This is a genomic window from Rahnella sp. Larv3_ips (assembly GCF_003697865.1).
Taxonomy (GTDB): Bacteria; Pseudomonadota; Gammaproteobacteria; order Enterobacterales; family Enterobacteriaceae; genus Rahnella; species Rahnella rivi.
The window spans coordinates 165,153-179,714 of the sequence record NZ_MJIB01000011.1; the positions used below are offsets into that span (position 1 = coordinate 165,153).

Annotated in this window: 12 protein-coding genes and 1 riboswitch; of the genes, 4 read left to right on the forward strand and 8 right to left on the reverse strand. The window is 54.2% G+C overall.

Annotated features, from left to right (window positions below):
* Position 1 precedes the first annotated feature (1 nt).
* Complete coding sequence (locus ED901_RS15650) at positions 2-1,162, forward strand: glutathionylspermidine synthase family protein (RefSeq protein WP_122096468.1); 1,161 nt, start codon at positions 2-4, stop codon at positions 1,160-1,162.
* Positions 1,163-1,214: 52 nt separating this feature from the next.
* Here ED901_RS15650 and ygiD read toward each other — a convergent pair whose 3' ends face one another.
* Both ygiD and ribB read right to left on the reverse strand, forming a co-directional pair.
* Positions 1,215-2,003, reverse strand: a complete 789-nt coding sequence (ygiD, locus tag ED901_RS15655) for a 4,5-DOPA dioxygenase extradiol (RefSeq protein ID WP_122096469.1) — start codon at positions 2,001-2,003, stop codon at positions 1,215-1,217.
* A 245-nt stretch (positions 2,004-2,248) separates the two neighbouring features.
* The gene (gene ribB, locus ED901_RS15665; protein ID WP_056772983.1) at positions 2,249-2,902 is read right to left on the reverse strand and encodes a 3,4-dihydroxy-2-butanone-4-phosphate synthase; all 654 of its coding nucleotides are present in this window, start codon (positions 2,900-2,902) and stop codon (positions 2,249-2,251) included.
* Positions 2,903-3,035: 133 nt separating this feature from the next.
* A riboswitch (FMN riboswitch) is annotated at positions 3,036-3,210 on the reverse strand.
* Positions 3,211-3,342: 132 nt separating this feature from the next.
* Between ribB and ED901_RS15670 the strand changes: the two genes are divergently transcribed.
* On the forward strand, positions 3,343-3,615 hold the full coding sequence (locus ED901_RS15670; RefSeq protein ID WP_056772986.1) for an accessory factor UbiK family protein: 273 nt from the start codon (positions 3,343-3,345) through the stop codon (positions 3,613-3,615).
* A 66-nt stretch (positions 3,616-3,681) separates the two neighbouring features.
* Here the strand turns inward: ED901_RS15670 and yjeH are convergent, their stop codons facing one another.
* From yjeH to ED901_RS15690, 4 genes are all read right to left on the reverse strand, one after another.
* Positions 3,682-4,932, reverse strand: coding sequence for an L-methionine/branched-chain amino acid transporter (gene yjeH / locus ED901_RS15675; protein WP_122096470.1), 1,251 nt, complete (start codon positions 4,930-4,932; stop codon positions 3,682-3,684).
* A gap of 92 nt (positions 4,933-5,024) precedes the next feature.
* Positions 5,025-6,452: a bifunctional D-glycero-beta-D-manno-heptose-7-phosphate kinase/D-glycero-beta-D-manno-heptose 1-phosphate adenylyltransferase HldE gene (gene hldE / locus ED901_RS15680; RefSeq protein WP_056772995.1), complete on the reverse strand. Its 1,428-nt coding sequence runs from the start codon at positions 6,450-6,452 to the stop codon at positions 5,025-5,027.
* A gap of 87 nt (positions 6,453-6,539) precedes the next feature.
* Positions 6,540-9,377 (reverse strand): bifunctional [glutamate--ammonia ligase]-adenylyl-L-tyrosine phosphorylase/[glutamate--ammonia-ligase] adenylyltransferase, encoded by a 2,838-nt coding sequence (gene glnE, locus ED901_RS15685; protein WP_122096471.1) that lies wholly within the window; start codon positions 9,375-9,377, stop codon positions 6,540-6,542.
* A 57-nt stretch (positions 9,378-9,434) separates the two neighbouring features.
* Complete coding sequence (locus ED901_RS15690) at positions 9,435-10,742, reverse strand: inorganic triphosphatase (protein ID WP_122096472.1); 1,308 nt, start codon at positions 10,740-10,742, stop codon at positions 9,435-9,437.
* A 264-nt stretch (positions 10,743-11,006) separates the two neighbouring features.
* Here ED901_RS15690 and ED901_RS15695 point away from each other — a divergent pair, with 264 nt between their 5' ends.
* The gene (locus ED901_RS15695; RefSeq protein ID WP_056773002.1) at positions 11,007-11,627 is read left to right on the forward strand and encodes a TIGR04211 family SH3 domain-containing protein; all 621 of its coding nucleotides are present in this window, start codon (positions 11,007-11,009) and stop codon (positions 11,625-11,627) included.
* A gap of 198 nt (positions 11,628-11,825) precedes the next feature.
* Entirely contained in the window at positions 11,826-13,061 is a 1,236-nt protein-coding gene (locus ED901_RS15700; RefSeq protein ID WP_056773004.1) for a multifunctional CCA addition/repair protein, read from the forward strand.
* Between the two features lie 74 nt (positions 13,062-13,135).
* Here the strand turns inward: ED901_RS15700 and bacA are convergent, their stop codons facing one another.
* Positions 13,136-13,963 carry an undecaprenyl-diphosphate phosphatase gene (bacA, locus tag ED901_RS15705; protein WP_162237798.1) on the reverse strand — a complete coding sequence of 276 codons (828 nt, stop codon included), beginning with the start codon at positions 13,961-13,963 and terminating at the stop codon, positions 13,136-13,138.
* Between the two features lie 183 nt (positions 13,964-14,146).
* The gene (gene folB / locus ED901_RS15710; protein ID WP_056773007.1) at positions 14,147-14,503 is read right to left on the reverse strand and encodes a bifunctional dihydroneopterin aldolase/7,8-dihydroneopterin epimerase; all 357 of its coding nucleotides are present in this window, start codon (positions 14,501-14,503) and stop codon (positions 14,147-14,149) included.
* Positions 14,504-14,562 lie beyond the last annotated feature (59 nt).

Consider the following 14,562-nt stretch of genomic DNA (forward strand, 5'->3'; position numbering starts at 1 on the left):
GATGAAACGTTTACCTGTTACCGAGCGCCCGGACTGGCGCGAAAAAGCCACCGAGTTTGGCTTCAATTTTCACACCATGTATGGCGAGCCTTACTGGTGTGAAGATGCCTATTATCAGTTCACGCTGGCGCAAATCGAAGAGATTGAAGATGCCACCGCTGACATCCATCAGATGTGTTTGAAAGTGGTCGAACGCGTGGTGGGCGACGATGCGCTGATGGCGAAGTTTCAGATCCCAAAACACGTCTGGGAATTTGTTCGCCATTCCTGGCGGACGAATCAGCCTTCGCTGTATTCGCGTCTGGATCTGGCCTATGACGGCATCAATCCACCTAAGCTCCTGGAAAATAACGCCGATACACCAACGTCCTTGTATGAGGCAGCGTTCTTTCAGTGGCTTTGGCTTGAAGATCAGATCGCGGCGGGCAATTTGCCGCAGGACGCGGATCAGTACAACAGTCTGCAGGAAAAACTGATCGCACGGTTTGCCGAGCTGAAAAATCAGCATGGTTTCTCACTCTTACACATCGCCTGCTGTCAGGACACGGAAGAAGATCGCGGCACGGTGCAATATCTGCAGGATTGTGCGCTGGAAGCGGAACTGGCGAGCGAGTTTCTGTATATCGAAGAGATCGGCCTGGGCGAGCGCGGGCAATTTACCGATCCGCAGGATCAGGTGATTTCCAATCTGTTTAAGCTTTATCCGTGGGAATTTATGTTCCGCGAGATCTTCGCCACGAAACTGGAAGATGCCGGTGTACGCTGGCTGGAACCCGCCTGGAAAGCCATTCTTTCCAACAAAGCATTACTGCCGTTGCTGTGGGAAATGTTCCCGGATCACCCGAATCTGTTACCGGCGTATTTTGCCGAAGACCCGCATCCTGAACTGGATCACTACGTGGTGAAACCGCTGTTTTCACGCGAAGGGGCTAATATCAAGGTCATCGAGAAAGGTCAGGAAGTGGCCCGTGTCGAGGGGCCGTATGGCGCGGAAGGGATGATTGTGCAGCAGTTCCACCCGCTGCCGGTGTTTGAAGGCAGTTACACATTGATTGGCAGCTGGCTGGTCAATGATCAGCCTTGCGGGATCGGCATCCGTGAAGATAAAGCGCTGATCACTCAGGATCTGTCACGTTTCTATCCGCATACCATCGTCGGATAAAAAAACTAAAAAGGGATAATGTGATCTTTCATTATCCCTTTTATTCACCGAATTAACCTGCCTGAACGGACAACATCGACAACGATCCCATGACGATCCCGTCGGTTGGCTGCGTGATCGGCTCTTCACCGTTCCATGCCCCTAAAATATATAACAATGGCAAATAGTGATCCGGTGACGGATTCGATAACGCCCCCCCTTCATGATCCATAAAGTTCACCAGAGGATGATCCTTCGCCTCACCCTTCCAGCTCAGATTATCTTTCACAAAGTTCTCGAAAGAAGTCGCCCACGGATAAGGCTCGCCCTTTCCGTCCCATTTCACCATGCGCAGGTTATGGACCACGTTCCCGCTGGCGACGATCATCACCCCCTCGTCACGCAGAACCGCAAGTTTTTTACCCAGCTCATAGTGATATTCCGGCGGTTGGGTTCCGTCGATGCTCAACTGGATCACCGGAATATCGGCCTGCGGATACATCTTGATCAACACACCCCAGGTTCCGTGGTCGAAGCCCCATTCACTGGTATCAGACAGAACATTTATCGGGCTGAGCAATTCCTGGACGCGGTTTGCCAGTGCCGGTGAGCCCGGAGCAGGATAACGTTTGTCGAACAGCGCCTGCGGAAAACCACCAAAATCGTGAATGGTGCGCGGGTTTTCCATTGCCGTCACGGCGGTTCCACGGGTAAACCAGTGTGCAGATACCGCCAGAATCGCCTTTGGTTTCGGCAGTGATTCGCCCAGCGCATGCCAGGCACGGGTATACGTATTATCTTCCAGCACGTTCATCGGGCTGCCGTGACCTAAGAAAAGTGCGGGCATACGTTGAGTCGTCATCATGAATTCCTTACCGCAAATGAAAGAGAGCGGGTGGTGAACCACCTTCCGCGTAATGCCAATACGGTACTCTTTTTGACTGGCGGTGACAGCCGGATAACGGTGAAGGAGATGTTCAATAAATTTGAACGGAAAAATCAAAGGCGATGTGCAGACATGACGTTAAAAAAAGCGATAAAGACAAAATTCGGCAATAAAAAGCAAAAAGGCCGCATAAGCGGCCTTCGAACGGGAATAACGCTCTGTCAGCTTGCCTGACGGGTCTGCGCCTGACGATATTCCACCAGGTCCGCGATCGTAACAACGGGCATATTATGTTGTTTCGCAAAGACAATGGCTTCAGGCGCATGCGCCATGCTGCCGTCATCGTTGGTCAGCTCACACAGCACGCCGAAAGGTTTAAGCCCGGCCAGTGTCACCAGATCGATAGACGCTTCGGTATGGCCGCCACGGGTCAGCACACCGCCAGCCTGCGCGCGCAGCGGGAAGATATGCCCCGGACGGCTCAGGTCGGAAGGTTTCGCGCCATCTTTGATGGCGGTGCGAATGGTGGTGATGCGGTCAGCGGCAGAAACACCGGTCGTCACGCCTTCAGCTGCTTCAATGGTCACGGTAAAAGGTGTCTGGAACTGGCTGGAGTTGTTCTCCACCATCATCGGCAGATCGAGCTTTTTACGGCTGTCTTCGTTCATGGTGAGGCACACAATCCCGCTGCCGTGACGAATGGTCAGCGCCATTTGTGCAACGGTCATGTTTTCAGCGGCAAAGATTAAATCGCCTTCGTTTTCACGATCTTCGTCATCCAGTACCATCACACCAACGCCGTTACGAATAGCGTCAATAGCACGCTCAACGCGTTCAGCGGGTGTACCGAATTCGGAAAGTAGGGTCTGATTCATGGTAAAAATAACCTCATGTTCTGTATGTGGATTACCAGAATCAGGGCGTCTTGAGGAGGCTAGCTGCAGCGGCCTGATGGCGTGCTACAGTTATAAAAAATAACGCAGCGGACAAAGCTTGTCCGGCTTGAATCGTTACTCTCTCCCATCCGGACTTTAACCGTCGGCCCCGGAATTACACCGGATCTGCTGACCTCTAACCCCGAAGGATTGAGCGCTCGCGGGCTTCCACGTGGAAGGATTTATGGCCTTCCGGTACGCTGTGGTTTACCGCCGGTGGGGACTTTCACCCCGCCCTGAGAATAAGCAAACCAACTATAACGCCAATAAATGACCAGAGCAATCCTGCGGTTTGGCCAATTAGTGCCCCGAAAGGTTTATAGAAACGTCATCAGCGATTACACTAGTCAAAAGCATCTCCTTCGAGAAAAGGAAATAATATGATTGACCCGAAAAAAATTGAACAAATCGCCCGCCAGGTTCACGAATCCCTGCCAAAAGGGTTCCGCGAGTTTGGTGAGGATGCCGAAAAGAAAATCCGCCAGGTATTGCAGGCTCAGTTCAGCCGCATGGATTTAGTCAATCGCGAAGAGTTTGACGTACAGACGCAGGTTCTGCTGCGCACCCGCGAAAAACTGGCTGTACTGGAGCAACGTCTGGCCGCGCTGGAAACGAAACTGGCTGACGCAGAGAAACCACAAGATCCGGTCTGATTTTCCGTAAGCCAGAAATGACCAAGGCCTGCACAGCAGGCCTTTTGCTTTTATCACACTCAGAAATTATCGCGTGTGAAGCACTGTTTTCGCGCGGGGCAGCAGCAGCCACAGCGCGGCAAATATGATCAACGCATACGAGGCTTTCCAGCCCACCATCGCCAGCAATCCGCAACACAGCACCGCGCCAAGCCGAGCCATCCAGATCGAACGCCCTTTCAGGATCCGCGAGCCCGCCAGCATGCACAATAAATAGATCAGGATGAAGATCCCGTTGGCATAAGTGATCAGCGCATCGAGCGGCAAATGGAGCCAGTAAATCAGCAAGGTAAACAGCACGCAGCAGCCGACCACCAGATTGAGTGCCGCCACCGGCACGCGCTGAGCCGAAAGTTGTGCCAGCTTGCTCTGCGGTTTCAGTTGCGCCTGTGACCACACCAGCCGGGCGAAGCTTTGAGTATAAATATTGACGCTGGCGAAGCACGCCAGATAGCCAATAATGCAGGCCACCCACAACGCTTTCTGCCCGAACAATTGCACCACGATGCCCGGCAACGACGCGCCCGCTTCCCGCCCCTCACCCCAGGCGTGGAATTTCAGCACCGCCACGGTACATCCCCAGTAGACCGCGCCGGCGACCAGCATCCCGATGAGTAATGCGCGCGGAAAATCGCGTTCCGGATGACGAAACTCCGTCGCCAGATGGGCAAAAGCTTCCAGGCCGACGAAGCACCAGAACATCACGGCCAGCGCGTCAAACAGGTTCGATGGCGAGATATCGCGAATGGCGGGCAGCGGAATTTGCGGCAATGAAATATCCCCTTTCCACCAGATTGCAACAACCAGCGCGATCACCAGCGCTGCAATCAGCGTCTGAATATTGGCGCTGGAACCGGCGCTGCGCGTGCCGAGGAACCAGATGACCAGCAGTGTGCCAAGCTGGACAAGCAGCAGATTTTCACTGCTCCAGCCAAATGCTGCCTGCCAGAAGCCAGCGGCGATGTGCAGCGCGGCAGGCAAACCGACCGGGATCACCGACAAAAAGAGCCAGCCGGTGACCCTCGCCATGTGGGGCCCAAAGGCTTTGCCAACGAAATGTGCCGCACCGCCTGCGCTGGGGAAATGTCGTCCGAGCGCGGCAAAACCAATGGCAATGGGAAACACCAGCAGGATCAGCACCGGCCATGCCCACAGGCTGTCATTTTGCGCCAGCTGTGCCGCCAGCGCGGGCACGGCGAAAACACCGGTACCCAGTAACGAGGTGGAAAGCAACCCGACGCCCTGCGCCAGACTTAATTCCTGTTTTAATCCGCTCACAACTGAGTCATTTCCTTTTGGCGTCTGTAATTCAAAAGCTAAAAAAAAGGGCTTATCACATAAGCCCTTCGGTCAGCGTGTGGATGACAGGATCACTCCTGTGATTTGATCTGATTGATGATTTTGGTGGTCGATAATCCGTCTTCAAAATTCAGCACGCGGACTTCGCCGCCGTTAGCCCAGACTTCTTCACTGCCGGCAATCTGCTCCGGTTTATAATCGCCGCCTTTGACCAGCAGATCCGGCAAGATCCCGGCAATCAAACGCTGTGGGGTGTCTTCTTCAAACGCCACAACCCAGTCCACTGCGCCCAGCGCGCCCAGCACGATCATGCGGTTTTGCAGCGCATTCACCGGACGGGTTTCCCCTTTCAGACGTTTGGTGGACGCATCGCTGTTCACCGCGACGATCAGACGATCGCCCAGCTTGCGCGCGTTCGCCAGATAGGAAACGTGGCCGGCATGCAGGATGTCAAAAATGCCGTTGGTCATCACCACTTTCTCGCCGCGCTGACGCGCCATGGCCACAGCGGCTTTCAGTTGCTCTTCAGTCATCACGCCGAAACCGACGTCAGAACGGCCACCAATAGCATTTTCCAGTTCGACCGGAGATACAGTTGATGTTCCGAGTTTACCCACCACCACGCCTGCCGCAGCGTTAGCCAGGAAACAGGATTCTTCCAGCGTATTGCCTGCCGCCAGCGCCGCAGCCAGCGTACCAATGACGGTGTCACCGGCGCCGGTCACGTCATACACTTCCTGCGCCTGCGTAGGCATATGGAAAGGTGCTTTGCCCGGCTGCAACAACGTCATACCGTGCTCAGACCGCGTGACCAGTAATGCGGAAAGCTCGAAACTGGCGATAAGTTGCATACCGCGCGTGACGATTTCTTCTTCGTTTTTGCAGCGACCGACGACCGCTTCAAATTCAGACAGGTTTGGCGTCAGCAGCGTGGCACCGCGATAACGCTCAAAATCAGATCCTTTAGGATCGACCAGTACCGGCACACCGGCTTTTCGCGCCAGCTGAATCATCTTCTGCACTTCTGTCAGTGCGCCTTTGGCATAATCTGACAGCACCAGCGCGCCGCTTTCCGGCAATGCCTGTTCGATTTTAGTCAGCATCGGTTGCAGATCGACGCCTTCAAAACCTTCTTCAAAGTCGAGGCGGATCAGTTGCTGGTTGCGCGACAAAATACGCAGTTTGGTAATGGTGGGGTGCGTCGGTAAGGCGACAAAATCGCAGTGAACCTTCACTTCTGCCAGACGCTCGCCCAGGGCGCGCGCCGCATCGTCCACACCGGTCAGGCCGATCAGACGCGAAGAGGCACCCAGGGATGAAATGTTCATCGCCACGTTAGCCGCGCCGCCGGGACGTTCTTCGATGGTATTCACCTTCACGACCGGTACCGGCGCTTCCGGTGAGATTCGGTTGGTCGGGCCATACCAGTAGCGGTCTAACATTACATCACCGACCACCAGCACACCGGCACGGTGAAAATCAGGCAAAGTCACTTTCATCCCAAGACTCCAAAACAGGTAAAACCAAACAGAGAAAAATAGTGCGCCGGATAATATCACAAGCACCTATTCCCCCACTAAAAACCCTCAGCCGAGCCATTTCGCCCAGCTGGCGCGGATTTGCTCACGTTCTGTCGCAAAACTGCCTGCGGCGACTTTGCTGCCGTGTTCCTGCAGCGCGAGGTGATGGATTTCATCGCGCAGCGTGACGTAAGCCTGCGTCAGATTTCGCGCTTCGTCTTCAGGCATGATGTCATTTTGCGCCATCAGTTCGAAAATGCGGACGTTATCCGACCAGCGTGTCAGTTTCGGCTTCTCATGTGCAAAGCGTAAGACCAGATATTGTGCAATGAATTCAATATCGGTGATGCCACCCGGATCGGCTTTCAGATCAAATTCAGCGGACTTTTTACTGCCGAGGTGGGCATACATTTTTTCCCGCATCTCGCGGACTTCTTTTCGCAGCCCCTCCCCCTCACGCTCGCGGCAGAGAATATCGTGACGCGTGGCGTTGAACTGCTGCGCCAGCTGCGGATCGCCGTACACCACCCGCGCGCGCACCAGCGCCTGATGTTCCCAGGTCCAGGCTTCACTGGCCTGATAATCGGCAAACGCTTCGATGGTGCTGACCAGCATGCCGGAAGCACCGGAAGGACGCAGCCGCGGATCGACTTCATAGAGAATGCCGGAGGCGGTACGCGTACTGAATAAGTGCATAATGCGTTGCGCCAGACGCAGGTAAAACTGACGTCCGTCGATGCTGCGTTCGCCGTCAGTCATCACTTCTGGCGCGCAATCAAGCAGGAAGACCAGATCCAAATCTGAGCTGTAACCCAGCTCCCAGCCGCCCAGTTTTCCATACCCGACCACGGCAAAACCGCGCCCTTCGCGCTGCTGAAGGTGCGCCGGCTGGCCATATTTGACGACCATCTGATCCCATGCCTGCTGCACAACCACGTCCAGAATGGCTTCAGCCAGATAGGTTAAATGGTCGCTCACTTTCATGACCGGCAGTGCGCCGGAAATATCACCGGCGGCGATACGCAGATGTTGTGCCTGCTTGAACTGCCGGACAGCTTCCAGCTGTTGCTCTTCGTCTTCCGTCGGCACACGCATCAGGTACTGACGCAATTCATCACGGTACGCGCCGGGCTCAATCGGATGATACAGGGTGCGGGAATCGAGCAGTTCATCGAGCAACAGCGGGTGTCGCGCCAGCTGTGAGGCGACCATCGGTGAGGCGGCGCACAGCCGGATCAGCTGTTTGAGTGCGCCGGGATACTCCACCAGCAATTCTATATAGGTCGTGCGCGTGACGATGTTCAGCAGCAATTGCATCAGACGTTGCAGGGTGACATCGGCATTTTTATAGGTACACACCTGCGCCAGTAGACGCGGCATCAGCAAATCAAGCTGATCTCGTCCACGCGGTCCGATGGTCCTTTTATCGACATCACGACGGAATTCGGCAATCTGCTGCAGGATATGACGTTGAGCATTGTCATCCAGCAGCGGCACCCACGGCGCCAGCTCGGAAGGCTCCAGCGTATCGATCCACAAACTGCTGAATTGCGACTGCTGCTGATCGTCGTCGGCGTCCGGTGTGTCATCACCAATCAGATCATTAAATACCGCCCGCACGGCCTGCATGTGAGCATTCACGGCATCAAGAAGCTGCGGCCAGTCCTGATAATTCATTCCCCATGCCAGACGCGCCTGATTCAGTTCTTCCGCCGGAAGAGTCTGGGTTTGTTCGTCGGCGATCGCCTGCAACAGGTTTTCCAGACGACGCAGGAACAAATAGCTGCCGCGCAGTTGCAGAACCTGCTCAACGGGCAGCAGTCCAAGTTTTTCCAGCGCCTGCAAGGTCGGCAGCAGGGCACGTTGTTGCAGGGCCGGTTCACGCCCGCCACGGATCAGCTGGAAAACCTGCACGATAAATTCGATTTCGCGGATACCACCGGCACCCAGCTTAATATTATCTTTCAGACCACGGCGACGTACTTCGCGGGCGATCATCCCTTTCATGTTGCGCAGGGACTGGATCACGCTGAAGTCGATATAACGGCGGAACACGAACGGCTTCAGCATCTTGCGCAGTTCCTGGCTGCTGCTGTCTTCCGCGCCGCCCATCAGACGCGCTTTGACCATCGCGTACCGCTCCCAGTCACGTCCTTGTTCCTGGTAGTAATCTTCCAGCGCAGAAAAACTCATCACCAGCGGCCCGCTTTCACCAAACGGACGCAGGCGCATGTCGACCCGGTACACAAAACCGTCGATGGTCGGCTGATCCAGCGCTTTAATCAGGCGCTGCCCGAGACGCACAAAAAACTGCGAATTTTCCAGCTCACGGCGACCACCGCGGGTCTGGCCGTTTTCCGGATACGCAAAAATCAAATCGATATCCGAAGAGAAATTCAGCTCACCGCCACCCAGTTTCCCCATGCCGAGGATCAGCATTCGCTGCGGTTCACCCGCCGCATTCACCGGCGTACCAAACTCGCGACAACAGGCGTCATACAGCCAGTCGCGGGCGCTGACGATCAGTAACTCCGCAAGCTCGCTCAGCTGTTGCAGCGTGTCTTTCGCTTCGCTGGTTTGAGCCGCCTGTGACCAGGCAATGCGGGTGAGTATCCGGCGGCGAAACAGGCGCAGCGCCTTCATTAAACCGGCTTCATCACTGACGCCGGTTAGCGAGGCTTCCAGCCACTGGCGGTAAAACTGCCATTCCTGCGACTGCGGCGGATTTTGTTCGATTTCATGCCACCACTGCGGAAACGCCAGCAGGCTGTCCGTCACGAACTGACTGCTGGTCAGCACCGCCAGCGCAGCCTCGTCGGGAAGGGGCAGATGTTCAGGATGTTCACGCCATTGCTCAAGCAAACTCCGGGCGTGGCTTTGCAAAACAGGGGAAAGTGGCAACATGAAATCAGATTCCTTGCAAAAAAAAACCCGGGCAATGAGCCCAGGCTTATCAGTCAATTAACGTGGCTGGCCGTTTAGCCAGAAGGCATCCATCATCAACGCCTGCGAACGGGCAGAATCCTCCAGCGCCAGTTGCTTCTGGATAATCGCCTGTTGCAGCTCGGTCCAGCCCGACAGATACGCGGCAACGTCACGCTCAGGGTAGGCACCTGACAGCAAATGGAAGGTGATGATCTGACGCTTCAGGCGTGCCAGCTGGTCGCGGTAACCTTCTTCGGTCAGCGGTTGTGCAAAGGCTTCTTTCAGATCGGCAGCGGTACGGCCAAGCATGATGTCGGAGAAGCGTTTGAAAGAACCTTCGAGCTTCTTCGCTGATTTATCATCGATAAACGGCGTCCAGCCCGACGTTATCAGCCATGAGGTGAGCACTAACTTACATTTCAGATAGGCAGCGCTGAAGCAGACTTCCTGCGCATCGGCGGATTTCTGTTCCAGTACAGGCACCAGGTCAGTCAGCAAGGTGCGCAGCTCAGCAGAAGCTTTACGCGGCACCAGCCCGCCAAACAGCACCAGAATCTGACGCACAGTCTCTACGGCCTGCAACACTGCCGGACGCGCCAGTTTATCGCCGCGCGCCCACAGTTCTTCGTGATACTGCCAGTGGTCAAGCGCCAGCTCGAACATGCCTGCCATCGCCTGTTCCACGGTGGCTTTCGGTTTGGCCTGGAAAACCGGCAACGGCTTGATTTCACGTACCGGATTGCCTTTCGCCAGATGGTAACCGCGCGCTGCTTTGCTGAACCCGCCCTGACGTAAACCGCCGTGCTCAGCGATTTCTGCGGCCAGCGCCAGTAAATCTGCGGTGTTGCCTTTTTTCAGCTCGAGTTCGATTTCAGACAGCGGCTCAGACAATTCACCCGCCACCACCTCGCCCAAATCAAGACCCAGTTCGATCTCGCTTTCGCCGTAAGTGATCACCCACTTCTCACGGGTGAAATCCGTGCGGAACAAGGGTGCCAGCGTTTTTTGCAGCGCCGCTACCTTGCAGCCTTCCGGCCAGATATCTTTCGGGAATGCGCTGAGCTTAAGCACCGGCTTTTTCAGCTCAACGTTATACTCCGGCCGCTGGTGTAAACCGCCCACCACTTTGCCGCCAGTTTTAAGGGTCATTTCATACTGATCGTCGAAACCGCGGATACGCAAGCCAATGTCGTGCGAACGTAAATAGTTTTCCGCAGTCTCAAAATAGATGTTGGTGAGTTTCGAAGGCGCGGTGTGCTCAGTGGTAAAACGAGCAAGTTGCGCGGGTAACTCGGCAATGGTGGCCGGGGTGGCGATAAATTTTAATTCTATTTCTACGGTCATAAGGGTCTTCACACCGATTCTTTGCTGCCAAAAGGGATAAATGCGTCTGTCCAATTCTATCATAAGCACTGCGCGCAAGCCGCATGTTGCGGGATTGTAAGATAGTTCTCATTCCGGTTTATGCATTGCGTCGTCACACTGTTGCCCTTACTATCGGTCACCAAATTAATGCGATCGCTAATAACTGCGGTTGCCAGAAGACGTATCCCGATAAGACGGATCCACACTTCACGTTCCCTAAATTCACAAAGAAACGATGAAATAATGCATAAATTACGCCTGATTGGTTTCGCTTTGCTTGGCTTAAGCATCACTTGGGGCGCTCATGCCGATGAGAAGCGCTACATTTCCGACGATTTGATTACTTATATCCACAGTGGTCCGGGTAATCAGTATCGCATTGTTGGCACGCTGAATGCCGGTGATGAAGTCACCTTACGCAGCGTCAATGACAGCACTAAGTACGGTGAAATCATTGACTCAAAAGGGAAAACCGCCTGGATCCCTCTCGATCAGTTAAGCAATCTGCCGAGCATTCGCACCCGCGTACCTGATCTCGAAAATCAGGTGAAAACGCTGACGGACAAGCTGACGAATATCGATTCCAGCTGGAACCAGCGTACTGCGGAAATGCAGAGCAAAGTGGCTTCCAGTGACAGCATTATCAACGCCCTGAAGAAAGAAAATCAGGAGTTGAAAAACCAGAAGATCATCGCCGAGAAGAAAGTTAACGCGGTGAATGTTCAGCTCGACGACAAGCAACGCACCATCATTTTACAGTGGTTCATGTACGGTGGCGGTGTGGCGGGCGTAGGTTTGGTTCTGGGTCTGCTGTTGCCGCACCTGATCCCGCGCCGCAAGAAAAAAGATCGCTGGATGAGCTGACAGGCTAAGGCCTTCACAGGTTCCTGTTCAGAGTTAACGCTAAGGCACTTCGGTGCCTTTTCTTGTTTCCATTATCCGGCAAACAAACAGCACTTACTGGCGATGATGAAGACCAGGTTTGCTATGATAACGTCAGAGTCCCTTCTTTATTTTCAGCGCCGAGATGTGCTGAATTGACCTTACTTCAGGAGTTATCGCGTGGAGATTTACCTGGTTGGCGGCGCAGTCCGAGACAGTTTATTAAACCTGCCTGTGTCTGAACACGATTGGGTGGTCGTAGGCGCTACGCCTGAATACATGCTTGAAAACGGTTATCAGCAGGTCGGTAAAGATTTTCCGGTCTTCCTGCATCCGGTCAGCCGCGATGAATACGCACTGGCGAGAACGGAACGTAAATCAGGTGCTGGTTACAACGGATTTACCTGCTACGCCGCGCCGGACGTGACGCTGGAACAGGATCTGATGCGTCGGGATCTGACCATCAATGCCATCGCCAAAAGCAAAGAAGGCGAACTTATCGATCCTTACCACGGCCAGCGTGATATCGGGCTGCGTTTGTTGCGCCACGTTTCCGACGCTTTCGGCGAAGATCCGCTGCGTGTTCTGCGCGTTGCCCGCTTTGCCGCCCGCTTTGCGCATTTGGGTTTTACGGTTGCCCCGGAAACCCGCACGCTGATGCAGCAGATGGCAGAAAGCGGCGAACTGGAAGCCCTGACGCCTGAACGTGTGTGGAAGGAGACGGAGAAAGCGTTACAGACGCAGGATCCGCAGGTGTTTTTCCAGGTGCTGCGCGACTGCGGCGCCCTGAAAGTCCTGTTCCCGGAAATTGACGCGCTGTTTGGCGTACCCGCGCCGGAGAAATGGCACCCGGAAATCGATACCGGCATACATACCCTGATGACGCTGAAAATAGCCAGCCAGCTGACGCCAGATGTTGATGTGCGTTTTTCGGCGCTTTGCCATGATTTGGGCAAAGCCCTGACACCGCCGCAATTCTGGCCAGCCCATCACGGCCACGGCCCGGCGGGCGTGAAACTGGTGGAGAACCTCTGCCAGCGGCTGAAAATTCCGACGCATATTCGTGATCTGGCGAAGCTGGTGGCAGAGTTCCACGATCTCATCCATACCGTGAATAAATTGCGCCCGGAAACCCTGTTAAAACTGTTTGATACCATCGATGTCTGGCGTAAACCGCAGCGTCTTGAGCAAATGATCATGACCAGTGAAGCCGATGCTCGCGGGCGTACAACCTTTGAAAACAATCCCTATCCGCAGGGAGATTACCTGCGTGAAGCCTTTAACATCGCGAGCAGTATTTCGAATAAAGAAGTGCTCGATGACGGTTTTCAGGGGATAGAAATCCGCGATGAGCTGAAAAAGCGACGGACGCAGATTCTGGCACAATGGAAAGCCGCGCAGGAACCCGCAATCTGATCTTCCGTTGTGGCGGAAAACGCATGAAAAAAAGCCCCGGACACTGTCACGGGGCTTTTTTATATTCGCTGAAATCAGGCAATAAAGACGAAGTAAACCGCCAGTGCCACGAAGAAGCGGTAGATCGCGAACGGAATAAACGAGATGCGCTTGATCACGGCCAGGAAGGTTTTGATCGCAAACAGCGCGACGATAAACGCCGTCACAAAGCCAGTGGCGAACATCGGCAAATCGGCCATGCTCAGGAATCCATAGCTTTTATACACATCCAGCACCGTGGCGCCCAGCATCATCGGCACGGCCAACAGGAAGGAGAATTCGGACGCGGCAAAACGGCTGACGCCGAGTAACATCCCGCCACCAATGGTCGCTCCCGAACGGGAGAACCCCGGCCACAACGCCAGACACTGGAACACACCGATCAAAAATGCCTGTGCGTAAGTCATGTCATCCAGCCCTTCAGCACGCGGCTTCTTCGGCTTGAACAATTCGGCGGCAATCAGTAAAAAGCCCCCGACGACCAGCGCATACATCACATTTTTAGGTTCAAACAACGATTTGATCTGCGAGTGCAACAACAACCCCAGCACTGTCGCCGGGATCATGCCCAGAAGGATATGCAGCAGATTCAGACGGCGGGTTCCTGTGCCTTCGTGAACCGGTGGCTTACCAAAGTGCAGACCAATCATGCCGAACAGGCGACGCCAGAACATCACCACCACGGCCAGAATAGAACCCAGCTGGATGATCACTTCGAATGATTTCGCTTTATCCCCGGTGAACCCTAAAAGATTACCCACAATGATCATATGCCCGGTGGAGGAAACCGGTAAAAACTCGGTCAGCCCTTCCACCACTCCCATAATAACGGCAACCAGCAAAGAATGACTTTCAGCAATCATTAGCTTACCCAACCCCATCAGATACCCGCTTGCGGGAAAATATGCTGCACAGCAGACAATAAAAAAGCGACATCGTACTGAGCCGCTTCAATCAGCAGAGGCCTGTGAACCGGCATCTACTTTTAACGCTTCTTTATGACAATCAATAGACAAGCAGTTTCTGATTTCTATCCATCACCGGAATTAAAAACGTTGACCGCGCTCGATGATCACCCCAACGTTCGCCGCCTGCGCCACTGCGCCGGGCTTGCTGAGTTTGATCCGCACCCACGGAGAATTAAATCGTTGCAGAAGCAGCGTCGCCACTTCTTCTGCGACACGTTCCACCAGAGCAAAGTTTTGCGAGGAAACATGCGCGATCACGGCTTCACTGACATCCGCGTAGCTTAAACAGTCATTCACATCATCGCTGGAAGCCGACTTGCGGTTATCCCAGGCCATTTCGATATCGAACACCAGTTTCTGTTTAATGGTCTGTTCCCAATCGTAGGCACCAATAGTAGTGATTACATTTAGTTGCTCAATAAATACGATATCCATCACGCGTTTCTCTGTTTTTAGCCAAGCCGGATACCACTTCCAGCAGAAAATGCGTATTA